The organism is Pseudomonas sp. PDM30 (assembly GCF_019218985.1).
GTDB classification, from domain to species: Bacteria; Pseudomonadota; Gammaproteobacteria; order Pseudomonadales; family Pseudomonadaceae; genus Aquipseudomonas; species Aquipseudomonas jessenii.
In genome coordinates, this window is record NZ_JAHUWM010000001.1 from 647,692 (window position 1) to 670,998 (window position 23,307).

The window sequence follows — 23,307 nt, forward strand, 5'->3', positions numbered from 1 at the left end:
CGAAAATGCAGTGGATTGACCATGCCAATCTAGGTCAGCGGGAATGAAGTAAATTCGAGCTGCTTAAAAATTCGGACTATTGCGCTTGCAGGAAAATTCCAAGTTTTTTTGAAGTATTTCGCACGGGTTCTTATTTTTTGTAGTTGCCTTGATTGCGTCAGACGCTCCCGCAGTTTGCTCGGGCCATTCAGCAATCTGATGGAGCGTGGGTCGGGCAATTTCCTTCGCTACACTCGGTGCATCTTCCAAGAACAACAAGGCTGTCTGCTATGCAAAATCGCATGATGATCACTGGTGCAGGCTCTGGCCTGGGTCGCGAAATCGCGCTGCGCTGGGCGCGTGAAGGCTGGCAACTGGCTTTGTCGGACGTCAGCGAGCCCGGCTTGCAGGAAACCCTCAAGCTGGTCCGCGAAGCGGGCGGCGACGGTTTCATCCAGCGCTGCGACGTACGCGATTACAGCCAGTTGACAGCGTTCGCCCAGGCCTGCGAGGTCAAACTCGGCGGCATCGATGTCATCGTCAATAACGCGGGTGTAGCGTCTGGCGGGTTCTTCAGTGAGTTGTCCCTGGAGGACTGGGACTGGCAGATCGCGATCAACCTGATGGGCGTGGTCAAGGGCTGCAAGGCTTTCCTGCCACTGCTGGAAAAAAGCAAAGGCAAGATCATTAACATCGCGTCCATGGCCGCGCTGATGCAAGGCCCGGCGATGAGCAACTACAACGTGGCCAAGGCGGGCGTGGTGGCATTGTCCGAAAGCCTGCTGATCGAACTGGCGCATCAGGAAGTCGGCGTGCATGTGGTGTGTCCGTCGTTCTTCCAGACCAACCTGCTGGACTCCTTCCGTGGTCCGACCCCGGCCATGAAAGCCCAGGTCGGCAAGTTGCTGGAAAGCTCGCCCATCAGCGCCGCCGACATCGCCGACTACATCTATCAGCAGGTCGCCGCCGGCGAGTTCATGATTCTGCCCCACGAACAGGGCCGCATGGCCTGGGCGATCAAGCAGAAGAACCCGCAATTGCTCTACAACGAAATGACCGCCATGGCCGACAAAATGCGCGCCAAGGCCAGGCAATCCGCAAGCTGATCTTGCCCGCAGGCAACGCTGTGGTTAGGGTGGCCGCCATCGGCCATCCTCGCGAGACGCTTGCATGCTTAATTACCTGTGGTTTTTCGTCGCCGCGCTGTTCGAAATTGCCGGTTGCTTTGCTTTCTGGATGTGGCTGCGCCAGGGGAAAAGCATGTGGTGGGTGGTGCCGGCGCTCCTGAGCCTGACCCTGTTCGCCCTGCTGCTGACCCGGATCGAAGCCACCTACGCCGGCCGCGCCTACGCCGCTTACGGCGGCATCTACATCATTGCCTCAATCGGCTGGCTGGCCGTGGTCGAGCGGATTCGTCCGCTGGGTTCGGACTGGCTCGGCGTGGCGCTGTGTGTGATCGGCGCGAGCATCATTCTGTTCGGGCCGCGATTCTCCGCGTCCTGACAGATCGGTCCTACAATCAACCGGTCTGTCAGACCTTTCCGTAAGTGGTGTGCGTCAAGGGCTGTCAGTCCGGTCTGGTTTGCTGTCGGAGCATTGTAGGCGTACCGCGGGCCGGGCATCTTCAAGGGCCAGAAACCCCTGAAGGACACTCCTCATGCTCGTACTCACTCGCGTTGTGGGCGAAACCATTTCCATCGGTGAAAACATTTCCGTGCGCGTTCTCGCGATCAACGGAAGCAACATCCGCTTTGGCGTTGAAGCGCCTCAGGACGTCAATGTGCACCGCTGTGAAATCTACGAACGCATCCAGAACAAACTGGCGAAAACCAAGGGACGCTGAAGACCTCAGTCAAACAGGTGCTTGGGCACATCGTGCTTGAGCATCAGTTGGCACTGCTCGCTTTCCGGGTCGAAGACAATCAGTGCCTGACCCTTGGTCAAGGCCTGGCGCACGCGCAGTACGCGGGTTTCCAGGGGAGTGTCGTCACCATTGTCCGTGCCGTCGCGGGTCACGAAATCCTCGATCAGGCGGGTGAGGGTGTCGACTTGAAGTTGGTCGTGGGGGATCAGCATAGGCACCTCGGTTGGATCAATGGCGCGATGCTACGGCGATTGGCCGAGGACAGCCAGCCCGGGATTTTGTGTTGTCTGACAGATTGCCTTCGCGAGCAAGCCCGCTCCCACATTCGACCGCATTTTCCTGGAGTAACCCGGTCAACTGTGGGAGCGGGCTTGCTCGCGAAGGCGTCAGATCAGACACCGAATATCTCAGTGACTCAACTCAGTTCTCCGACCGCTGCCCCACCAGGCTGTCCACCGACGGCACCCGTGTATCGCTTTCCATCTGTGTGTCATGTTCAAGCTGATGGCTGAAGCGGTCCAGTGAGCCTTTGGCCGGTTGCGCATCGCTGGCAAACACGGGCGGGCTGAGGATATATGCACCGAGCAGGCGGCTCAGGGCGGCGAGGCTGTCGATGTGGGTGCGCTCGTAACCGTGGGTGGCATCGCAGCCGAAGGCGAGCAGGGCGGTGCGAATGTCGTGGCCGGCGGTCACCGCTGAATGGGCGTCGCTGAAGTAGTAGCGGAACAGGTCCCGGCGTGCCGGCAAGTCGTTGTCGCTGGCCAGGCGCAGGAGGTGGCGCGACAGGTGATAGTCATACGGCCCGCCGGAATCCTGCATCGCGATGCTCACTGCATGCTCGCTGGAATGTTGGCCAGGGGCGACCGGTGCGATGTCGATGCCGACGAACTCACTGACGTCCCAGGGCAGCGCCGCCGCCGCGCCGCTGCCGGTTTCTTCGGTGATGGTGAACAGCGGATGGCAGTCGATCATCAGCTCTTCACCACTGTCGACAATGGCCTTGAGCGCCGCCAGCAGTGCGGCCACCCCGGCCTTGTCGTCGAGGTGACGGGCGCTGATGTGGCCGCTTTCGGTGAACTCCGGCAGCGGGTCGAAGGCGACGAAATCGCCGACGCTGATGCCCAGCGACTCGCAGTCGGCACGGGTGGCGCAGTAGGCGTCCAGACGCAATTCGATGTGATCCCAACTGATCGGCATCTCATCCACGGCGGTATTGAATGCGTGCCCGGAAGCCATCAGCGGCAAGACGCTGCCGCGGATCACGCCATTGTCGGTAAACAGGCTGACCCGGCTGCCCTCGGCAAAGCGGCTGGACCAGCAGCCGACGGGCGCGAGGGTCAGGCGGCCGTTGTCCTTTACTGCACGCACCGCCGCGCCGATGGTGTCCAGATGGGCGGAAACGGCGCGGTCGGGGCTGTTCTTCTTGCCCTTGAGCGTGGCGCGGATGGTGCCGCGACGGGTCAGCTCGAAGGGAATGCCCAGTTCTTCAAGACGTTCGGCGACGTAGCGCACGATGGTGTCGGTGAACCCGGTGGGGCTGGGAATGGCGAGCATTTCCAGCAGCACTTTTTGCAAATAGCCGAGGTCCGGTTCGGGGATTTTGCTGGTCATGGAAACTCCTGATGAGTTGAGCGCATCGATGGTTTCGATGAGGGATTTGTTTTGCCTGTCAGGCCGCCATCGCGAGCAAGCTCGCTCCCACAGGGAAATGCGATCACAGGTGGGAGCGAGCTTGCTCGCGATGGCATCAGCCCAGCCAACACATGGCTAAGAGACCACCGGCTGACTGTACGGAAACAACAGATCCACAAACCGCTCCGCCGTCGGCTGCGGTTCGTGGTTGGCCAGCCCGGCCCGTTCGTTGGCTTCGATAAACACATAGTCCGGCTGGTCAGCGGCGCACACCATCAAGTCGAGGCCGACCATGGGAATGTCCAGCGCCCGAGCCGCGCGGACGGCGGCGTCCACCAGCGTCGGGTGCAGGATCGCCGTGACATCCTCAAGCACGCCGCCGGTATGAAGATTCGCCGTGCGCCGTACGAACAGGTGCTCACCGGCCGGCAGAATGCTGTTGTAGTCGTATCCGGCGGCACGCAAGGTGCGCAGGGTTTCCTGGTCCTGCGGGATCTTGCTTTCGCCGCCCGTGGCCGCCTGTCGCCGTCGGCTCTGGGCTTCGATCAATGCACCGATGGAGTGTTGGCCGTCGCCGACCACTTCGGCTGGCCGGCGAATGGCGGCGGCGACCACTTCAAAACCGATCACCACAATGCGCAGGTCCAGGCCTTCGTGGAAACTTTCCAGCAGCACGCGGCTGTCGAAGTGGCGAGCGGCTTCTATGGCTTGTTGCACTTCCTCTATGGTGCGCAAATCCACCGCCACCCCTTGGCCCTGTTCACCATCCAGTGGCTTGACCACCACGCGCTGGTGTTCATCGAGGAAGGCCAGATTGTCATCGGCGTTACCCGCCAGTTGCTGCGCTGGCAGATTCAACCCTGCTGCCTTTAGCACTTTGTGGGTCAGGCTTTTGTCCTGGCACAGGGTCATGCTGACGGCGCTGGTCAGGTCGCTCAGGGATTCACGGCAGCGTACCCGGCGCCCGCCATGGCTGAGGGTGAACATCCCGGCGTCGGCGTCATCGACGTGCACATCGATGCCACGACGGTGTGCTTCTTCGACAATGATCCGCGCGTAGGGGTTGAACGCGGCTTCCGGGCCGGGCCCGAGAAACAGTGGCTGATTGATGCCGTTCTTGCGCTTGATGGCGAAGGTCGTCAGGTTGCGAAACCCGAGCTTGGCGTAAAGGTTTTTCGCCTGGCGGTTGTCGTGCAGCACCGACAGGTCGAGGCAGGCGAGCCCGCGACTCATGAAGTGTTCGATCAAATGCCGCACCAACACTTCACCGACACCCGGCCGCGCACAATGCGGGTCGACCGCCAGGCACCACAGGCTGCTGCCGTTTTCCGGGTCGTTGAAGGCCTTGTGGTGGTTGAGGCCCATGACGCTGCCGATGACCGCGCCGCTGTCCTCGTCTTCGGCCAGCCAGTACACCGGGCCGCCCAGATGGCGCGGCGTCAGCAGGGTGGCATCGATCGGCAACATGCCGCGGGCCTGATACAGCTGATTGATCGCCTGCCAGTCGGCATCGCTTTGCGCGCGTCGAATGCGGAAACCGCGAAACACCCGGGTCGCCTGACGGTAGTCGCTGAACCACAGACGCAAGGTATCGGACGGGTCGAGGAACAGCTGCGTCGGCTCCAGCCCCAGCACTTGCTGGGGCGCGGCGACGTATAGGGCAATGTCCCGCTCGCCGGGCTGCTCGTTGAGCAACTCCCCGGCCAGGCTCGCGGCATCGGCAAAGGTGTGGCCGATCAGCAAGCGCCCCCAGCCGCAATGCACGGCAATCGGCGCCCCGCCGAGTTCACTGCCATCCTCGGCCAGACGTGCTTGCAAGCGTTCGTAGGAGGGCGACTGGCCGCGCAACAGGCGTTGGCTGAAAGCCGTGGCGTGAGGTTTCATCGGTCAGATTCCTTGTTCGCTGAGCCACAGGTTGAGGGCCGCCAGTTGCCACAGCTTCGAGCCGCGCAACGGTGTCAATTGCCCCTGTGGATCAGACAGCAGACGGTCGAGCATCGCGGGGTTGAACAGGCCGCGATCCTGGCTGGGATCGAGCAGCAGCTCGCGCACCCATTCCAGCGTATCGCCCTGCAAATGCTTGAGGCCCGGCACCGGGAAGTAACCTTTCTTGCGGTCGATCACTTCACTGGGAATCACTTGTCGCGCGGCTTCTTTCAAGACTTGCTTGCCGCCGTCCGGCAGTTTGAAACGTCCCGGAATCCGTGCCGACAGCTCCACCAGGCGGTAATCGAGAAACGGCGTGCGCGCTTCCAGGCCCCAGGCCATGGTCATGTTGTCGACCCGTTTGACCGGGTCGTCCACCAGCATCACCGTGCTGTCCAGACGCAAGGCCTTGTCCACCGCTGCATCGGCACCGGGCTGGGCGAAATGCGCTTTGACGAAGTCACCGGCAGCGTCATTCGCGGTCAGCCATTTCGGTTGCACGGTGGCGGCGTAGTCGTCGTAACTGCGGTCGAAAAACGCTTCGCGGTACGCGGCATACGGATCACTCGCGCCGTCCACTTGCGGATACCAGTGGTAACCGGCGAACAGTTCATCGGCGCCCTGGCCGCTCTGGACGACCTTGCAGTGTTTGGCCACCTCCCGTGACAACAGGTAGAAGGCGATGCAGTCATGGCTGACCATCGGTTCGCTCATGGCACGGAACGCGGCGGGCAGTTGTTCGATGATTTCCTTTTCGTCGATGCGCAGTTGATGGTGCTGCGTGCCGTAGTGTCGGGCGATCAGGTCCGAATACTGGAACTCGTCTCCACGTTCGCCGCCGGCATCCTGGAAGCCGATGGAGAAGGTCGACAGATTGTCCACGCCGACTTCCCGCAACAGACCCACCAGCAGGCTTGAATCGACACCGCCGGACAGCAGCACGCCGACGTCCACCGCCGCACGCTGACGAATCGCTACCGCTTCGCGGGTGCTGTCGAGCACACGGTCGCGCCAGTCATCGAGGGTCAGATTCGTCTCATCGGCGTGAGGGCCGTAGGGTAGGGTCCACCAGGTTTTCTGCTCGGTGCGACCATCGGCTTCGATGCGCATCCAGGTGGCCGGCGGCAGTTTTTCAATGCCCGCCAGCAAAGTGCGCGGTGCCGGGACCACGGAGTGGAAATTCAGATAGTGATTGAGCGCCACGGGATCGAGGATCGGGTTGATGTCGCCGCCCTTGAGCAATGCCGGCAGCGCCGAGGCGAAGCGCAAGCGCTGGTCGGTGCGCGACAGGTACAGCGGTTTCACGCCGAGACGGTCGCGGGCGATGAACAGGCGTTGGGCATCGCGCTCCCAAACGGCAAAGGCAAACATGCCGTTGAGTTTTGGCAGCAAGGCTTCGCCCCAGGCGTGATAACCCTTGAGCAACACTTCGGTGTCGCCACCGGAATAGAAGGCGTAACCCAGGCTTTCAAGTTCCGCGCGCAGTTCCGGAAAGTTGTAGATCGCCCCGTTGAAGGCCATGGACAGGCCCAGTTGCGGGTCGATCATCGGCTGCGCCGAACCGTCCGACAGGTCCATGATCTTCAGGCGCCGATGGCCCAGGGCAACCGGCCCCTGGCTATGAAAACCCCAGGCGTCGGGGCCGCGGGGGGCCAGGTGATGGGTGATTCGTTCAATGGCTGCAAGGTCTGCAGGTTGATGATCAAAACGTAACTCGCCAGCTAATCCGCACATAAATTCCTTACCGGTTTTTCCGTTGGGGAGGGTCGATCGATACCGCGCCGAAACGGCGGGTACTCAGAAAGTGACCCTCCTCGGTAAGGGGAGTTTTAGATCGATGAGTTATATGCGGGCCAGACCACGGCCGAATCGCCCCGTGAGGGCGACTTCGGCTGCTGTATCGACTACTTGCCCCGGATCAGGCGTCGCAGGGCAAATCGGTTGGGGTGACAGGCTTCGGCCACGCTTCTGGGCAACGGCAGGGGTTCGTTGTCCAGCCAGGCTGCCAGCAGTTCTGCGGACAGCGGCGCGGTGATCAGGCCGCGCGAGCCGTGACCGCTGTTGACGTACAAACCGTCAAGCCATGGGCATTCGACGTCCGGCACCTGCCGGGCATCCTTGCCCAGCGCCGCATACGCCTGAGTGAACGCCTGGGTGTCGGCCAAGGGGCCGACGATTGGCAAGTAATCGGGGCTGGTGCAGCGAAAAGCAGCGCGACCCTGGAGACTTTCAGGCGCAAGTTTATCGGCCTGTAAACGCTCGACCAGATCGTGGGAAATCTCTTCGAGCATGGCCAGGTTGCCCAAGTGTTCTGCCGTGGTCGGTGTCAGGTCATCGCTCTTGAAATCGAAACTGGCCCCCAGGGTGTGTTCGCCCAAACGGGCGGGGGCGACATAGCCTTCGGCACACACCACGGTGCTCAGGGCCTGGCTTTGCGGAGTTTGCGCCAAGCGGGTGATTTGCCCGCGAATGCGCTTGAGCGGCAGCTCGGCGCTCTCGGGGAAACGCTGGATTTCAGCGGCCCCGGCGAGCACCACCGCGGGGGCGCTGGCAAGCAATCGCTCGCCGTCCCAGGCTTGCCAACGGCCTTCAACCTTGCGCAGTTCCAGCGCATCGTGATGGGTGAGCAATTGAATCTGTGGATGCGCAGCCTGCCACTGGCACAGCGCCGGTGGGTGGACCCAGCCGCCTTCGGGATAGAACAGGCCGCCGTGTGCCAGTCCGATACCGGCCACGGCCTGTGCTTCGGGTTGATCCAGCAGGTGCAGCAAGTCCGCTGGAAACGCCGCGGCCAATTGCGCCTGGCGTTCGGCTTCCTTGGCGTTGAAGGCCAGTTGCAGCACGCCACAATCGTCCCAGTCGCGGCCCCGTTGCAAGTGTTCGAGCAGACGTCGGGTGTAGCCGAATCCACTGACGATCATTTGCGACAGCGCCGTGCCATGGGCGGATAACTTCAGGTAGAGCACACCCTGCGGGTTGCCCGAGGCTTCCCGGGCGATGGCGTCGTGGCGCTCCAGCAATGTCACTTGCCAGCCCCGCGCGGCGAGGCTGGCGGCGCTGGCACAACCGGCCAGGCCGGCACCGATCACCAGTGCCTGGCGCTCGCTGGTCAGCGGGGCCGGGCGGGCGAACCAGGGTTTATCCAGGGCCGGGGCCGGCGTTTCCAGGGGCCAGCCGAGGAACTCACCGCGCAGGATCTCCCATTTGTGGCCGATGCCGGGGGTGCGTTTCATCTTGAAGCCGGCGGCGTTGAGCAGGCGCCGCACCCAGCCGGTGCTGGTGAAGGTGCTGATGGATGCACCGGGAGCGGCCAGGCGAGCCAGCTCGGCAAACAGTTCGGCGGTCCACATGTCGGGGTTTTTCGCCGGGGCGAAACCGTCGAGGAACCAGGCGTCGATTCGGGCATCGAGTTGCGGCAGTTGCTCCAGTGCATCGCCGATCAGCAGCGTCAGGGTGACGCGGCCGTGGTCCAGCGTCAGGCGCTGAAAACCCTGATGGATGGCCACGTATTGCTCAAGCAGTTGATCGGCAAATACCTTGAGTTCCGGCCACAGTGCCAGGGCACGTTGCAAGTCGGCCGGGCTCAACGGGTATTTCTCTACGCTGACAAAATGCAGCCGCGCTCCGGCCGCTGCGTGTTGCTCGAACACCTGCCAGGCGCACAAAAAATTCAGCCCGGTGCCGAACCCCGTCTCACCGATGACCAGCCGCCCACCCTCGGGCAAGGCGGCAAAGCGTTCGGCCAGTCGATTCTGCTCGATGAATACATAGCGGGTTTCATCCAGCCCTGACTTGTCGGAGAAGTACACATCGTCGAACACTCGCGAATACGGGCGACCTTGGTCGTCCCAGTCGAGCTGGGCGTGGGGCAATACAGGTTTCATGGCAGGCTCTGCAGCGGCAAGGCGGCCATTCTAGCCGATTGAAGGTGTGGTGCTTGATCCGTGGCAAGGTATGAACGGGCTGAAACCGGGAAAATCATCAACCTGCACAAAGCCCTGTGGCGAGGGGGCTTGCCCCCGTTCGGCTGCGAAGCAGTCGTAAAATCAGCCAACCGGATTTACCTGACAGGCCCGGTTGGTTGATTCAGGGCTGCTTCGCAACCCAACGGGGGCAAGCCCCCTCGCCACAGGAATCCGCAACCATCCGGAAAATCTCCACTGACCTTCAGGTCCATCCGCTAGTCTTGCTCACATCTGGAAGGGAGCCGCCCATGTTTGAATCCGCCGAAATCGATCACGCCATCGACAAAGAAACCTACGACGCCGAAATCCCGGCCCTGCGCGAAGCGTTGCTCGAAGCGCAATTCGAATTGCAGCAGCAACGCCGCTTCCCGGTGATCATTTTGATCAATGGCATCGAAGGTGCCGGCAAGGGTGAGACGATCAAGGTGCTCAACGAGTGGATGGACCCGCGCCTGATCGAGGTCCGCACGTTCGATCAGCAAACCGACGAAGAACTGGCGCGGCCACCGGCCTGGCGGTACTGGCGGATGCTCCCGGCCAAGGGGCGCATGGGGATTTTCTTCGGCAACTGGTACAGCCAGATGCTGCAGGGGCGGGTCCATGGCGAGTTCAAGGATCCGCGCCTGGATCAGGCGATCAATGCCGCCGAGCGCCTGGAAAAGATGCTCTGCGATGAAGGTGCGCTGATCTTCAAGTTCTGGTTTCACCTTTCAAAGAAGCAAATGAAGGCACGCCTCAAGGCACTGGCCGACGACCCGCTGCACAGCTGGCGCATCAGCCCGCTGGACTGGCAGCAGTCGCAAACCTACGACAGGTTCGTGAAGTATGGTGAACGGGCGTTGCGCCGCACCAGCCGCGTTTATGCACCCTGGCATGTGATCGCCGGGGCGGATGCCCATTATCGCAGCCTGGCCGTGGGGCGGATTCTGCTGGCGGGCCTGCAGGGCGCATTGAAGCGACCGAAGATCCATCCGGAAAAGGTCAGCGCCGCGCCAGTGTTCCCCAGTGTCGATCAAGTGAACCTGATCGACAGCCTGGACCTGACCCTGCAGTTGGACAAAGAAGATTACGAAGAACAACTGATCACCGAGCAGGCGCGGTTTTCCGGGTTGATGCGTGACAAACGCATGCGCCGCCACGCGCTGGTGGCGGTGTTCGAAGGCAACGACGCGGCCGGCAAGGGCGGGGCGATCCGCCGGGTAGCGGCAGCGCTTGATCCGCGCCAGTACAGCATCGTGCCGATTGCCGCGCCCACCGAGGAAGAACGGGCGCAACCGTATCTGTGGCGCTTCTGGCGGCACCTGCCGGCCCGGGGCAAGTTCACCGTGTTCGACCGCTCCTGGTATGGCCGGGTGTTGGTGGAGCGCATCGAAGGTTTTTGCAGCCCGGCAGACTGGCTGCGTGCCTACGGTGAAATCAACGATTTCGAAGAACAGCTCACCGACGCCGGTGTGATCGTGGTCAAGTTCTGGCTGTCCATCGACAAACAGACGCAACTGGAGCGCTTCGAAGAGCGCGAAAAGATCCCCTTCAAACGCTTCAAGATCACTGAGGACGACTGGCGCAACCGTGATAAATGGGACGACTATCGCACGGCGGTCGGCGACATGGTCGACCGTACCAGCACCGAGATTGCGCCATGGACCCTGGTGGAAGCCAACGACAAACGCTGGGCGCGGATCAAAGTCTTGCGCACCATCAACCGGGCACTGGAGGAGGCTTTCGAAAAAACTGCCCGGCATGAACGCAAGCGTAAGGACAAGGATTGAGGCCATGGTTACGCATACGCGGGGTGAATGATCGTCGCGGTCGGTGAAGAGCTGGACTTATGCTCGGTCCACTCTCAACCGATAACAACAATGAGGTATGTCATGCGTGAAGTGGTGATCGTCGACAGCGTGCGGACCGGCCTGGCCAAATCCTTTCGCGGTAAATTCAACATGACCCGCCCGGACGACATGGCGGCACACTGTGTCGATGCACTGTTGGCGCGCACCGGTATCGATCCGGCGAGCGTCGAGGACTGCATCGTTGGCGCCGGCTCCAACGAAGGCGCCCAGGGTTTCAATATCGGTCGCAATGTCGCGGTGCTCTCGCGCCTGGGCATCGGCACGGCCGGCATGACCCTCAACCGGTTCTGTTCCTCGGGCCTGCAGGCGATCGCCATTGCCGCCAACCAGATCGCTTCGGGTTGCAGCGACATCATCGTCGCCGGCGGCGTCGAGTCCATCAGCCTGACCATGAAGAGCGTCAACACCGACAACCTGATCAACCCGCTGCTCAAGGAACAGGTGCCGGGCATCTACTTCCCGATGGGCCAGACTGCTGAAATCGTCGCGCGTCGGTACAACGTCAGCCGCCAAGAGCAGGACCTGTATGCGTTGCAAAGCCAGCAGCGCACCGCAGAGGCTCAGGCCGCCGGGCTGTTCACTGATGAAATCGTGCCGATGTCGGTGAAGTATCGCGTTGAAGACAAGGCCACAGGTCAGGCACAGATCCTCGACGGCATTGTCGACAGCGATGACTGCAACCGCCCGGACACCACCCTGGAAAGTCTGACCGGGTTGAAGCCGGTGTTCGCCGAAGATGGCTCGGTCACGGCGGGCAACTCTTCGCAGCTGTCTGACGGCGCGTCCATGACCCTGGTGATGAGCCTGGAGAAAGCGCTGGAACTGGGGCTCAAGCCGAAAGCGTTCTTCCGCGGCTTTACCGTGGCCGGTTGCGCGCCGGACGAGATGGGCATCGGCCCGGTGTTTTCGGTACCGAAACTGCTCAAGGCCAAAGGCTTGCGGATTGACGACATCGACCTGTGGGAACTCAACGAAGCGTTCGCCTCGCAGTGCCTGTACAGCCGCAATCGCCTGGAAATCGACAACGCCCGGTACAACGTCAACGGCGGCTCGATTTCCATCGGTCACCCGTTCGGCATGACCGGCTCGCGCCAGGTCGGGCATCTGGTTCGTGAATTGCAGCGACGCAATCTGAGGTACGGCATCGTCACCATGTGCGTGGGTGGCGGGATGGGGGCAACCGGGCTGTTTGAAGCGGTGCGGTAAGCCTCGATATTTCTCGTTGTCAGTTCGATAGTCATCGCGAGCAAGCTCGCTCCCACAGTGTTCAGCGGCGATCACAAATGTTGTGTACGTCGCAAAACCTGTGGGAGCGAGCTTGCTCGCGATGGGTGCGCCACGGTCAAAAAAATCACCTGAAGATTACGACCCGCACAGTTTCATTCGCGGCCAGACCGAAACTGTGCCTGTGTACGCCACCGCAGCGGGCCTAGAATGTCGACTCCTGTCAGTTGGCGTTGGGGTTCACATGCACATTTCATCGGGTCGCTGGGGTTACGGTCTGTTCCTGGCCTTGTTGACCGCGTTGTTGTGGGGAATCCTGCCGATCAAGCTCAAACAAGTGTTGCTGGTAATGGACCCGGTGACGGTGACCTGGTTTCGCCTGATGGTATCCGGCGGCTGCCTGTTCATTTACCTGGCGGCCACCAGGCGTCTGCCCAGCCGCAAGGTGCTCGGTCCTCGTGGTGGCTGGTTGGTGCTGATGGCGGTGCTCGGCCTGGTCGGTAACTATGTGTTGTATCTGATGGGCCTGAACCTGCTCAGCCCCGGTACGGCGCAACTGGTAGTGCAGATGGGACCGATCATGCTGCTGATCGCCAGTCTGTTTGTGTTCAAGGAGCGTTTCAGCCTGGGGCAGGGGATTGGCCTGCTGGTACTGCTGATCGGCTTTGCGCTGTTTTTCAACCAGCGCTTGAGTGAGTTGCTCACGTCTCTGACCGACTACACCGCCGGTGTGCTGCTTGTGTTGCTGGCGTCCACGGTCTGGACCTTCTATGCCCTGGGGCAGAAGCAATTGCTGACGGTGTGGAATTCGCTGCAGGTGATGATGGTGATCTACCTGTTCTGCGCGGCGCTGTTGACGCCGTGGGTGCATCCGCTCGAAGCGTTGCAATTAAGCCCCTTGCAGGGTTGGTTGCTGCTGGCGTGCTGCCTCAACACGCTGATTGCCTATGGCGCGTTTGCCGAGGCCCTGGCCCATTGGGAAGCCTCCCGGGTCAGCGCGACGCTGGCCATCACGCCGTTGGTGACCTTTGCCGCGGTTGCCATGGCTGCGTGGCTGTGGCCCGACTATGTGCATGCCGAGACGATCAATGGCCTGGGATATGGCGGTGCGGTGCTGGTGGTGCTGGGGTCGGCGCTGGTGGCGTTGGGGCCCTCGTTGATTGCCGGGCTGAAGGCGCGGAAGGTGCGGATGGCAGCCAGTTAGACCGCGTTATCGTTCATCGCGGGCAAGCCACGCTCCCACAGGGTTTGCGTCGTCCACAGTATCAATGAACGACGCAAAACCTGTGGGAGCGCGGCTTGCCCGCGATGACGGACGATCAGGCGCTGCCGATTCAGCCCTTGGCCCCAGCCTCCAGCATGTTCTCCGGCCTCACCCACGCATCGAACTCTTCGTCTGTCAGATACCCGAGCTGCAACGCCGCCTCGCGCAAGGTCAGGCCTTCGCTATAGGCTTTCTTGGCGATCTCCGCCGATTTGTCATAGCCGATGTGCGGGTTGAGTGCCGTCACCAGCATCAAGCCACGCTCCAGGTGCTCAGCCATTTTTTCCGCATCCGGCTCCAGACCGGCCACGCAGTGCTGCTGGAAGTTGCTGCAGCCATCCGCCAGTAAACGGATCGATTGCAGCAGGTTGTGGATGATCACCGGTTTGAACACGTTGAGCTGCAAGTGGCCCTGACTGGCGGCAAAGCCGATGGCGACATCGTTGCCCAATACCTGGCAGGCCAGCATCGACAGCGCTTCGCATTGGGTCGGGTTGACCTTGCCCGGCATGATCGAACTGCCCGGTTCATTGGCCGGCAGCCTGACTTCGGCGAAGCCGGCGCGCGGGCCGGAACCCAGCAGGCGCAGATCGTTGGCGATTTTCATCAGCGTCACGGCGAGGGTTTTCAGCGCGCCGGACAGCGTGGTCAGCGGCTCATGACCGGCCAGCGCGGCAAACTTGTTCGGCGCGGTGATAAACGGCAAACCGGAGAGGGCGGCCAATTCTGCGGCGATGGCCTCACCGAAGCCGTGGGGTGAATTGAGCCCGGTGCCGACGGCCGTTCCACCCTGGGCCAGTTCGCAGACCGAGGGCAGTGCGCTGCGGATCGCCCGCTCGGCGTAATCGAGTTGCGCGATGAAGGCTGAGATCTCCTGGCCGAAGCTGATGGGTGTCGCATCCATCATGTGGGTGCGGCCGGTCTTGACCAGTTTCATGTGGCGTGCGGCCAGTTCGGCCAGCCCGCCAGACAGTTCGCTGATCGCCGGCAGCAAGTGCTGTTGCACCGCCTGGACAGCCGCGATATGCATGGCGGTGGGGAAGCAGTCGTTGGAGCTCTGGGAGCGATTGACGTGATCGTTGGGGTGCACCGGGGACTTGCCGCCACGGGGGTTGCCGGCCAGCTCGTTGGCGCGACCGGCGATCACTTCATTGACGTTCATGTTGCTCTGGGTACCGCTGCCGGTTTGCCAGACCACCAGCGGAAACTGGTCGTCGTGGTCGCCGGCGAGCACCTCGTCGGCCGCCTGCTCGATCAGGCGGGCGATATCGGCGGGCACGTCGCCATTGCGATCATTGACCCGTGCCGCGGCTTTCTTGATCAGCGCCAGGGCATGCAACACGGCCAGCGGCATGCGTTCGTTGCCGATGGCGAAGTTGATCAGCGAGCGTTGCGTCTGAGCGCCCCAATAGGCTTCATCCGGGACTTCAACCTGGCCGAGGCTGTCGGTTTCGATACGGCTCATCTTGCTCACTCCTGTAGGTCCGATTGCGCAGTTTAGGCCGTGATCGACGGCCGTGGTTCCATCAGTCTGAATTTGACCATTCAACCCCTCTAAATCAGGTGCGACAAGGCTTGGGGTTGAGCGACACACTTTTTTAGGCGCAGAATGGACGCCCTTGGGGTCTTACCTCGCCAGCTAGAAAAGGAAACTCGATGACTCGTCTTCGTGCCATCTGTACCGCCGTTGCTTTGGTCTGCGCCAGCGGCCAGGTTCTTGCCGACACCGCCAGCCATAACGCCAGTGCCGAGGCTTTCCTGACCATGGCGCACGCTGACAAACTGGGCACCCCGGTGTACATGCAAGTACAGCAGATGTTTGCCCAGCGTTTCGAACAGACCAAAGCCCCTGAGTCGAAAAAGGCTGTGCTGGAAACCTACCAGGCCAAGGCCAACGCCGCTCTGGACCAGGCCATTGGCTGGAACAAGCTGAAACCGGACATGGTCAAGCTCTACACCACCAACTTCACCGAATCCGAGCTCAAGGACCTGGTTGCGTTCTACCAGTCGCCACTGGGCAAGAAAGTCCTGGAAAAAATGCCTCAGCTGACCCAGCAGTCGGCCCAGATGACCCAGGCCAAGCTGGAAAGCGCAGTGCCGGTGGTCAACAAGCTGCTGGCTGACATGACCGCCGAGCTGACGCCGAAAGACGCAGCCGCCCCAGCCAAGAAAAAGCCTTAAGCGGAGTTCGGTATGACCATGCAACAACGCATCGAATCGACGCTGGCCCTGCTTCAGCCCGAGCATCTGCAAGTGCTGGATGAAAGCCACATGCACAGCCGTGGGCTGCAAACCCATTTCAAGGCTGTGGTGGTCAGTACGCAGTTCGAAGGCCTGAACCGGGTCAAGCGCCACCAGAAGGTCTACGGCACGCTCGGCGAGCTGATGGGAGAGTTCCATGCGTTGGCGCTGCATACCTACACGCCAGAAGAATGGGCACAGATTGACGCAGCTCCGGCCTCGCCGACCTGTGCCGGCGGCAGCAAGCACTAAACTCCGGTTTTTTGTTAGAATGCCCAACGCGCCGCTAACCCGGCGCGTTTTTTTTCGCATCCGGTTCACCCCTTACGAGGGTAGCCACCTGGAGATTTACCCATGACACAACAGATTGTCGTGGCGGCACTGTATAAGTTCGTCACCCTGGAAGATTACGTCGCCCTGCGCGAGCCCCTGCTGCAAGCGATGGTCGACAACGGCATCAAAGGCACGCTGCTGATTGCCGAAGAAGGCATCAACGGCACCGTGTCCGGCAGCCGCGAAGGCATCGACGGGCTGATGGCCTGGCTCAAGAACGACCCGCGCATGGACGACATCGACCACAAAGAGTCGTACTGCGACGAGCAGCCGTTCTACCGCACCAAGGTCAAACTCAAGAAAGAAATCGTCACCCTCGGCGTGGAAGGCGTGGACCCGAACAAAAAGGTCGGCACCTACGTCGATCCACAGGACTGGAACGCGCTGATCAGCGACCCGGAAGTGTTGTTGATCGACACCCGTAACGACTACGAAGTCTCGATCGGTACCTTCGAAGGCGCCATCGACCCGAAAACCACCAGTTTTCGCGAATTTCCCGATTACATCAAAGCCAACTTCGACCCGGCCGTGCACAAGAAGGTCGCGATGTTCTGCACTGGCGGCATCCGCTGCGAGAAGGCCTCGAGCTACATGCTCAGCGAGGGCTACGGTGAGGTCTTTCACCTCAAGGGTGGCATCCTGAAGTACCTCGAGGAGGTGCCGCAGGAAGAAACCAAGTGGCAGGGCGATTGCTTCGTGTTCGACAACCGCGTGACCGTTCGTCACGACCTGAGCGAGGGCGACTACGATCAATGTCATGCCTGCCGCACGCCTGTGAGTGTGGAAGACCGCGCGTCCGAGCATTACGTGGCCGGCATCAGTTGCCCGCATTGCTGGGATAAGCTGAGCGAGAAGACCCGTCGCAGTGCGATCGACCGGCAGAAGCAGATCGAACTGGCCAAGGCTCGTAACCAGCCTCACCCGATCGGCTTCAACTACAAGCAAGCATCTTCCGAGGCCTGAACCATGTCTGCGCGCCTGCTCTATGTGATGGACCCGATGTGTTCCTGGTGCTGGGGGTTTGCCCCCGTGGCCAAGTCACTGGTCGAGCAGGCGCAAGCCGCGGGTGTGGATGTGCACTTGATCGTGGGTGGTTTGCGCACCGGTAGCGGTGCGGCGCTGGAGCCGACCACCCGACGCTACATTCTTGAGCACTGGCAGGCGGTCACCGAGGCCACCGGCCAGCCCTTCAAGTTTGAGGGCGCGTTACCCGATGGCTTTGTCTACGACACCGAGCCTGCCTGCCGGGCACTGGTGACGGCGCGCGGACTGGCGCCGGATTGTGCCTGGAAGCTGCTCGGGCTGATTCAGCATGCGTTTTATGTCGAAGGTCGGGACGTCACCCGCGCCAGCGTGCTGGTGGAACTGGCCGAGCAGGCCGGCGTGCCGCGCATCGAGTTCGCCGCCGCTTTCGACCGTGCCGACATGCACACTGCGACTGAAGCCGATTTCACCTGGGTCCAGGACCTGGGCATTGCCGGTTTCCCCACCCTGCTGGCCGAGCGTAACGGCCAACTGGCGTTGTTGACCAATGGCTATCAGCCGTTGAGCGAGTTGTCCCCGCTGCTCGGCCGCTGGCTGGAGCGTGCTGCCTGTGCATGACCTGCCTGATGATGTCGCACCCGCTAAATGTGTCGACCGTCTGAGCTGGGCGGAAATCCGCCGCCTGGCCCTGCATCACAAGAAATCCCTGTGGATCGCCAACGGCGTAGCCGTGCTGGCGACCTTGTGCAGCGTGCCGATTCCCTTGCTCCTGCCGTTGCTGGTGGACGAGGTGTTGCTGGGGCATGGTGATGCCGCGCTGAAGATCATGAACCACGTGCTGCCCGAAGGCTGGCAGAAGGCCGCTGGCTACATCGGCCTGATGCTGGTGGTGACCTTGACCCTGCGTTGCACGGCTCTGCTGTTCAACGTGGTGCAGGCGAAATTGTTCGCCGGGTTGGCCAAGGACATCGTCTACCGCATTCGCATACGCCTGATCGAGCGTCTCAAGGGTATCTCCCTGGGCGAATACGAAAGCCTGGGCAGCGGAACGGTGACTACGCACCTGGTCACCGACCTGGACACGCTGGACAAATTCGTCGGCGAAACCCTCAGCCGTTTCCTCGTGGCCATGCTGACCCTGGTCGGCACGGCGGGCATTCTGATGTGGATGCACTGGCAGCTGGCTTTGCTGATTCTGCTGTTCAACCCGCTGGTGATCTATGCCACGGTGCAGTTGGGCAAGCGGGTCAAACATCTGAAGAAACTCGAGAACGACAGCACTTCACGCTTTACCCAGGCGCTGACCGAAACGCTGGATGCCATCCAGGAAGTTCGCGCCGGCAACCGCCAGGGGTTTTTCCTCGGTCGCTTGGGCCAGCGCGCCCGGGACGTGCGTGACTATGCGGTGAATTCGCAATGGAAAACCGATGCATCGAACCGGGCCAGCGGTTTGCTGTTCCAGTTCGGTATCGATATTTTCCGGGCCGCGGCGATGCTCACCGTGCTGTTTTCCGACCTTTCAATCGGCCAGATGCTCGCGGTGTTCAGCTACCTGTGGTTCATGATCGGCCCGGTTGAACAGTTGCTGAACCTGCAATATGCCTACTACGCTGCCGGCGGTGCGCTGTCGCGGATCAACGAGTTGCTGTCCCGAGCCGATGAGCCCCAATACCCGGGCGGCATCGACCCTTTCGTCGGTCGCGAGACGGTCGGGCTGGAAGTACAAGGGTTGAGCTTCGGTTACGGTGATGAACTGGTCCTGAACCAGATGAACCTGTCCATCGCCCCTGGCGAAAAGGTCGCGATCGTCGGCGCCAGTGGTGGCGGCAAGAGCACGCTGGTGCAACTGCTGCTGGGCCTGTACACGCCGTTGGCCGGAACCATTCGCTTCGGCGGTTCGACCCAGCAGGAGATCGGCCTGGAAACCGTGCGGGAAAATGTTGCCGTGGTCCTGCAACATCCGGCGCTGTTCAACGATACCATCCGGGCCAACCTGACCATGGGCCGCGAGCGCAGTGACGAGGCCTGCTGGCAGGCGCTGGAAATCGCCCAATTGCACGGTACGGTCCGGGATTTGCCCAAGGGCCTGGACAGCATCGTCGGGCGCTCCGGGGTGCGGTTGTCCGGCGGGCAACGTCAACGCCTGGCCATCGCCCGGATGGTACTGGCCGAGCCCAAGGTGGTGATCCTCGACGAAGCCACCTCTGCGCTGGATGCCGCCACCGAATACAACCTGCACCAGGCCTTGGCGCGGTTTCTGAGCAACCGCACCACGTTGATCATTGCCCACCGCCTTTCGGCGGTAAAACAGGCCGACCGTGTGCTGGTGTTCGACGGCGGGCAAATTGCCGAGGATGGCGATCATCAGCAACTGATTGCCGACGGTGGCCTGTACGCCAAGCTGTATGGGCATTTGCAGCGGTTGTAGTGAAATGATATCAAGGTTGCAGGGCGCCACTTCAATACTATAAAAAACATCATCGCGGCCGAATTCAGTGGCTGCGATATTCCCTCCGGGCATAGCTTGTCGCTTGCCGGGATCGGAATCGCAACCTAGTCTAGCTATAGCGATTTCGTCCGGAAGACGAGCAAGCGGTGCTAATGCAAGGGACCTCATGAATCAAACGCGGACTCTCGGAACGCCACGGCTGTTGGGCATCGTCTGGCCATTTATCGCCGTTGTAGTGTTTCAAGCCTTGTTGGGCGGCGTTAGCCTTTACGTACTGTCGGCGGTTCGCGGCTATGTTGCTGGGGAAAGCCTCTGGTCCAAGGGCCAGAAGGACGCAATCTATTACCTCAACCTCTATGCCGACAGCGGCGACGAAGCGATTTTTCGTAAATACCAGCACGCCATTTCCGTGCCTCAGGGCGGGCATGAGTTGCGCGTGGCGCTGGATCATCAACCGCCGAATATAGAGGCGGCACGTGTGGCGATTCTCAAGGGTGGCAACCACCCGGAAGACGTTTCCAGCCTGATCTGGCTGTACCTCAACTTTCGTCACTTCAGTTATCTCGAAAAAGCCATCAACCTTTGGACCGTGGGGGATGCCTATCTGGTCCAGCTCGATGACGTTGCGCGGGACATGCATCAGCACATCACTGCCGGCCCGGCCTCCGGCGCGGACGTACAGCGCTGGAAGGAGCAGATTTTCGCCATCAACGACGGTGTGACGCCGGCGGCAAAGGCGTTCAGCGATGCCTTGGGTGAAGGTTCGCGGGTCATTCTTCGTTTGCTGCTGCTGACTAACCTCGCCACTGCTCTTGGATTGATTGCGCTGGCGCTGATGCGCACCCATAAACTGCTCAAGCAGCGCCATGCGTTCGCCGATGCGCTGCAACTGGAAAAAGAACGGGCGCAGATCACCCTGCAATCAATTGGTGATGGGGTGATCACCACGGATGTTTCCGGTGCAATCGCCTACATGAATCCGGCGGCCGAGGCGATGACCCACTGGAAGGCCGAGCAGGCGACGGGATTGCCGCTGGCGGCGCTGTTCAACCTGTTGGACGAAAATGCCCAGACCGATGGTTTCACCCTGATCGAGCATATTCTGAGCGGCCAGCTCAGTGGCGGCAGTGAACACTCCAAGTTGATTCAACGCCTGGACGGCAGCACGGTGTCGGTCACGCTGGTGGGCGCGCCCATCCGCAATGCCGGAAAAGTCAGCGGGACGGTGCTGGTGCTGCATGACATGACCCAGGAGCGGCAGTACATCGCCAATCTGTCGTGGCAGGCGACCCACGATGCCTTGACCGGCCTTGCCAACCGTCGCGAGTTCGAATATCGCCTGGAACAGGCGCTGCACAACCTGACCCGCCATTCGGGTCGCCATGCCCTGATGTTCCTCGATCTGGACCAGTTCAAGCTGGTCAACGACACCTGCGGCCACGCGGCGGGGGACGAACTGCTGCGGCACATCTGCGCGCTGTTGCAATCGGGGCTGCGCGAAGGCGACACCCTGGCGCGCCTTGGCGGCGACGAGTTCGGCATCCTGCTGGAAAACTGCGCACCGGAAGCGGCGGAGAAAATTGCCGAAAGCCTGCGCCAGACGGTGCAGAATCTGCATTTTGTCTGGAAAGGCCGGCCTTTCGTGACCACTGTCAGTATCGGGCTGGTCCATGTCGCGCAGAACCCGACGACGCTCGAAGCCTCGCTGCGTGCTGCCGACATGGCGTGCTACATGGCCAAGGAAAAGGGTCGGAACCGGGTCCAGGTCTATCATCCGGATGACTCGGAATTGTCCCTGCGCTTCGGCGAGATGGCCTGGGTGCAGCGTTTGCACATGGCGCTGGAGGAAGACCGCTTCTGCCTGTACGCCCAGGAAATTGCCCCCTTGGGTCATGTCGATCAGGACGGCGGGCACATTGAAATCCTGCTGCGATTACATGATGAAGCCGGGCGGATGATCTTGCCCGACAGCTTCATTCCGGCAGCTGAACGCTATGGCCTGATGAGCTCGCTTGATCGTTGGGTGGTGCAGAACGTGTTCAAGATCATCGCCCAATGCCGGGCCGAGCAAGGCCACGGACCGCTGGCCATGTGTGCGATCAATCTGTCAGGCACGACGATTGGGGATGAGGCGTTTCTGGACTTCTTGCGCGAACAGTTTGTGACGTATTCGATTCCGCCTGAAATGATTTGTTTTGAAATTACTGAAACCAGTGCCATTTCAAATCTTGGCAGCGCCATTCGATTCATTAATGAACTCAAAGGCTTAGGCTGCCATTTTTCGCTGGATGACTTTTGCGCCGGAATGTCCTCATTCGCGTACCTGAAACATTTGCCTGTAGACTTCCTGAAGATCGACGGGAGTTTCGTAAAGGATATGCTGGACGACCCGATTAACCGCGCCATGGTCGAAGTGATCAATCACATTGGCCATGTGATGGGTAAGCGCACGATTGCCGAGTTTGTCGAAACGCCCCAGATCGAGCAGGCATTGCTGGAGATCGGGGTGGATTACGCTCAAGGGTATGTGATTGAACGCCCGCAGTTGTTTACCAGTGATAGTCTGTTAAGTCGTCCCGCCAGGCCGCAACCGCTGTTGTTCAAGGCGCCTGGCACGTTCCGTTGAGACTCCTGCCGGTCTTACAATCACAATCAAAAGGAGCTCGACAGTGATCGATACATTCAACCGAACCGGACCGCTCATGGAAGCTGCAAGTTACCCTGCCTGGGCCCAGCGCCTGATCCAGGATTGCAGCGAGAGCAAGCGCCGGGTTGTCGAACACGAACTGTACCAACGCATGCGAGACAACAAACTCAGTGCGAAGACCATGCGCCAGTACCTGATCGGTGGCTGGCCGGTGGTCGAACAGTTCGCGTTGTATATGGCACAAAACCTGACCAAGACCCGCTTTGCCCGTCATCCCGGCGAAGACATGGCCCGTCGCTGGCTGATGCGTAACATCCGCGTCGAACTGAACCACGCCGATTACTGGGTGAACTGGAGTCGCGCGCACGGTGTCAGCCTGGAAGAGCTGCAGGCTCAGCAGGTTCCCCCCGAGCTTCACGCCCTGAGCCATTGGTGCTGGCACACCAGTTCAGCCGACTCGCTGATCGTTGCGATTGCCGCCACCAACTACGCCATCGAAGGAGCGACCGGGGAATGGTCGGCGGTAGTGTGTTCCAACGGTATCTACGCCGCCTCGTTCCCCGAGGAAGATCGTAAGCGGGCGATGAAGTGGCTGAAGATGCATGCCCAGTACGACGATGCCCATCCATGGGAAGCCCTTGAGATCATCTGCACATTGGCGGGCACCAACCCCGGCAAATCCCTGCAGGTGGAGTTGCGTCAGGCCGTTTGCAAGAGCTACGACTATATGTACCTGTTTCTCGAACGTTGCATGCAAATGGAGCACGCAGAGTGGGTACCGGTCGTGCGTGAGCGGATGGCATTGGCCGAAGGCTGATTCAATCGCTGCTTGAAAAACAACTGTGGGAGCGAGCCTGTTCGCGAATACGGACTGTCAGTCAACATCATCGTTGAAAGTCAGATCCCATTCGCGAGCAAGCCCGCTCCCACTTTGGTTTGTGTCGTGGCT

Annotated in this window: 19 protein-coding genes; 13 read left to right on the plus strand and 6 right to left on the minus strand. The window is 60.9% G+C overall.

Annotated features, from left to right (window positions below; genetic code table 11):
• Nucleotides 1-269: 269 nt before the first annotated feature.
• From KW840_RS03045 to csrA, 3 genes are all read left to right on the plus strand, one after another.
• Nucleotides 270-1,085, plus strand: coding sequence for an SDR family oxidoreductase (locus tag KW840_RS03045; protein ID WP_057713747.1), 816 nt, complete (start codon nt 270-272; stop codon nt 1,083-1,085).
• Between the two features lie 64 nt (nt 1,086-1,149).
• On the plus strand, nt 1,150-1,482 hold the full coding sequence (locus KW840_RS03050) for a YnfA family protein (protein WP_057713748.1): 333 nt from the start codon (nt 1,150-1,152) through the stop codon (nt 1,480-1,482).
• Between the two features lie 154 nt (nt 1,483-1,636).
• Nucleotides 1,637-1,822 (plus strand): carbon storage regulator CsrA, encoded by a 186-nt coding sequence (gene csrA / locus KW840_RS03055; RefSeq protein WP_057713749.1) that lies wholly within the window; start codon nt 1,637-1,639, stop codon nt 1,820-1,822.
• 5 nt (nt 1,823-1,827) lie between these two features.
• On the opposite strand, the gene KW840_RS03060 is transcribed toward csrA, so the two are convergent.
• The 5 genes from KW840_RS03060 to mnmC form a co-directional block, all read right to left on the minus strand.
• Entirely contained in the window at nt 1,828-2,055 is a 228-nt protein-coding gene (locus KW840_RS03060; protein WP_056727184.1) for a YheU family protein, read from the minus strand.
• Nucleotides 2,056-2,263: 208 nt separating this feature from the next.
• Entirely contained in the window at nt 2,264-3,454 is a 1,191-nt protein-coding gene (locus KW840_RS03065) for an osmoprotectant NAGGN system M42 family peptidase (RefSeq protein WP_218494422.1), read from the minus strand.
• 156 nt (nt 3,455-3,610) lie between these two features.
• Complete coding sequence (gene ngg / locus KW840_RS03070; protein ID WP_218494423.1) at nt 3,611-5,359, minus strand: N-acetylglutaminylglutamine synthetase; 1,749 nt, start codon at nt 5,357-5,359, stop codon at nt 3,611-3,613.
• 3 nt (nt 5,360-5,362) lie between these two features.
• Nucleotides 5,363-7,135 carry an N-acetylglutaminylglutamine amidotransferase gene (locus KW840_RS03075; protein WP_218494424.1) on the minus strand — a complete coding sequence of 591 codons (1,773 nt, stop codon included), beginning with the start codon at nt 7,133-7,135 and terminating at the stop codon, nt 5,363-5,365.
• A 170-nt stretch (nt 7,136-7,305) separates the two neighbouring features.
• Nucleotides 7,306-9,285 (minus strand): bifunctional tRNA (5-methylaminomethyl-2-thiouridine)(34)-methyltransferase MnmD/FAD-dependent 5-carboxymethylaminomethyl-2-thiouridine(34) oxidoreductase MnmC, encoded by a 1,980-nt coding sequence (gene mnmC / locus KW840_RS03080; protein WP_218494425.1) that lies wholly within the window; start codon nt 9,283-9,285, stop codon nt 7,306-7,308.
• 329 nt (nt 9,286-9,614) lie between these two features.
• On the opposite strand from mnmC, the gene pap reads away from it, so the two are divergent.
• From pap to KW840_RS03095, 3 genes are all read left to right on the plus strand, one after another.
• Entirely contained in the window at nt 9,615-11,135 is a 1,521-nt protein-coding gene (pap, locus tag KW840_RS03085) for a polyphosphate:AMP phosphotransferase (protein WP_218494426.1), read from the plus strand.
• Between the two features lie 102 nt (nt 11,136-11,237).
• Nucleotides 11,238-12,422, plus strand: coding sequence for a thiolase family protein (locus KW840_RS03090; protein WP_218494427.1), 1,185 nt, complete (start codon nt 11,238-11,240; stop codon nt 12,420-12,422).
• Between the two features lie 262 nt (nt 12,423-12,684).
• The gene (locus KW840_RS03095; protein ID WP_057713756.1) at nt 12,685-13,644 is read left to right on the plus strand and encodes a DMT family transporter; all 960 of its coding nucleotides are present in this window, start codon (nt 12,685-12,687) and stop codon (nt 13,642-13,644) included.
• Between the two features lie 130 nt (nt 13,645-13,774).
• Here the strand turns inward: KW840_RS03095 and KW840_RS03100 are convergent, their stop codons facing one another.
• The gene (locus KW840_RS03100; RefSeq protein ID WP_057713757.1) at nt 13,775-15,169 is read right to left on the minus strand and encodes a class II fumarate hydratase; all 1,395 of its coding nucleotides are present in this window, start codon (nt 15,167-15,169) and stop codon (nt 13,775-13,777) included.
• A gap of 191 nt (nt 15,170-15,360) precedes the next feature.
• Between KW840_RS03100 and KW840_RS03105 the strand changes: the two genes are divergently transcribed.
• The 7 genes from KW840_RS03105 to KW840_RS03135 all read left to right on the plus strand — a co-directional run bounded on the left by KW840_RS03105 (nt 15,361) and on the right by KW840_RS03135 (nt 23,175).
• The gene (locus tag KW840_RS03105) at nt 15,361-15,885 is read left to right on the plus strand and encodes a DUF2059 domain-containing protein (protein WP_007997268.1); all 525 of its coding nucleotides are present in this window, start codon (nt 15,361-15,363) and stop codon (nt 15,883-15,885) included.
• Nucleotides 15,886-15,897: 12 nt separating this feature from the next.
• Complete coding sequence (locus KW840_RS03110; protein ID WP_102702334.1) at nt 15,898-16,197, plus strand: BolA family transcriptional regulator; 300 nt, start codon at nt 15,898-15,900, stop codon at nt 16,195-16,197.
• A gap of 102 nt (nt 16,198-16,299) precedes the next feature.
• Nucleotides 16,300-17,241: a rhodanese-related sulfurtransferase gene (locus KW840_RS03115; RefSeq protein WP_090457157.1), complete on the plus strand. Its 942-nt coding sequence runs from the start codon at nt 16,300-16,302 to the stop codon at nt 17,239-17,241.
• 3 nt (nt 17,242-17,244) lie between these two features.
• On the plus strand, nt 17,245-17,880 hold the full coding sequence (locus KW840_RS03120; RefSeq protein ID WP_057713760.1) for a DsbA family protein: 636 nt from the start codon (nt 17,245-17,247) through the stop codon (nt 17,878-17,880).
• Nucleotides 17,873-19,690, plus strand: coding sequence for an ABC transporter ATP-binding protein (locus tag KW840_RS03125; RefSeq protein WP_218494428.1), 1,818 nt, complete (start codon nt 17,873-17,875; stop codon nt 19,688-19,690). Before KW840_RS03120 ends, KW840_RS03125 begins: the two co-directional genes overlap by 8 nt.
• A gap of 187 nt (nt 19,691-19,877) precedes the next feature.
• Nucleotides 19,878-22,337: an EAL domain-containing protein gene (locus KW840_RS03130; protein WP_090457153.1), complete on the plus strand. Its 2,460-nt coding sequence runs from the start codon at nt 19,878-19,880 to the stop codon at nt 22,335-22,337.
• Between the two features lie 76 nt (nt 22,338-22,413).
• Nucleotides 22,414-23,175: a TenA family transcriptional regulator gene (locus KW840_RS03135; protein WP_219733187.1), complete on the plus strand. Its 762-nt coding sequence runs from the start codon at nt 22,414-22,416 to the stop codon at nt 23,173-23,175.
• The last annotated feature ends 132 nt before the right edge of the window (nt 23,176-23,307 follow it).

Coding starts and splice junctions, on each gene's coding strand:
- KW840_RS03045 (WP_057713747.1), top strand. CDS start 270: ATGCAAAATCGCATGATGATCACTGGTGCAGGCTCTGGCCTGGGTCGC.
- KW840_RS03050 (WP_057713748.1), top strand. CDS start 1,150: ATGCTTAATTACCTGTGGTTTTTCGTCGCCGCGCTGTTCGAAATTGCC.
- csrA (WP_057713749.1), top strand. CDS start 1,637: ATGCTCGTACTCACTCGCGTTGTGGGCGAAACCATTTCCATCGGTGAA.
- KW840_RS03060 (WP_056727184.1), bottom strand. CDS start 2,055: ATGCTGATCCCCCACGACCAACTTCAAGTCGACACCCTCACCCGCCTG.
- KW840_RS03065 (WP_218494422.1), bottom strand. CDS start 3,454: ATGACCAGCAAAATCCCCGAACCGGACCTCGGCTATTTGCAAAAAGTG.
- ngg (WP_218494423.1), bottom strand. CDS start 5,359: ATGAAACCTCACGCCACGGCTTTCAGCCAACGCCTGTTGCGCGGCCAG.
- KW840_RS03075 (WP_218494424.1), bottom strand. CDS start 7,135: ATGTGCGGATTAGCTGGCGAGTTACGTTTTGATCATCAACCTGCAGAC.
- mnmC (WP_218494425.1), bottom strand. CDS start 9,285: ATGAAACCTGTATTGCCCCACGCCCAGCTCGACTGGGACGACCAAGGT.
- pap (WP_218494426.1), top strand. CDS start 9,615: ATGTTTGAATCCGCCGAAATCGATCACGCCATCGACAAAGAAACCTAC.
- KW840_RS03090 (WP_218494427.1), top strand. CDS start 11,238: ATGCGTGAAGTGGTGATCGTCGACAGCGTGCGGACCGGCCTGGCCAAA.
- KW840_RS03095 (WP_057713756.1), top strand. CDS start 12,685: ATGCACATTTCATCGGGTCGCTGGGGTTACGGTCTGTTCCTGGCCTTG.
- KW840_RS03100 (WP_057713757.1), bottom strand. CDS start 15,169: ATGAGCCGTATCGAAACCGACAGCCTCGGCCAGGTTGAAGTCCCGGAT.
- KW840_RS03105 (WP_007997268.1), top strand. CDS start 15,361: ATGACTCGTCTTCGTGCCATCTGTACCGCCGTTGCTTTGGTCTGCGCC.
- KW840_RS03110 (WP_102702334.1), top strand. CDS start 15,898: ATGACCATGCAACAACGCATCGAATCGACGCTGGCCCTGCTTCAGCCC.
- KW840_RS03115 (WP_090457157.1), top strand. CDS start 16,300: ATGACACAACAGATTGTCGTGGCGGCACTGTATAAGTTCGTCACCCTG.
- KW840_RS03120 (WP_057713760.1), top strand. CDS start 17,245: ATGTCTGCGCGCCTGCTCTATGTGATGGACCCGATGTGTTCCTGGTGC.
- KW840_RS03130 (WP_090457153.1), top strand. CDS start 19,878: ATGAATCAAACGCGGACTCTCGGAACGCCACGGCTGTTGGGCATCGTC.
- KW840_RS03135 (WP_219733187.1), top strand. CDS start 22,414: ATGGAAGCTGCAAGTTACCCTGCCTGGGCCCAGCGCCTGATCCAGGAT.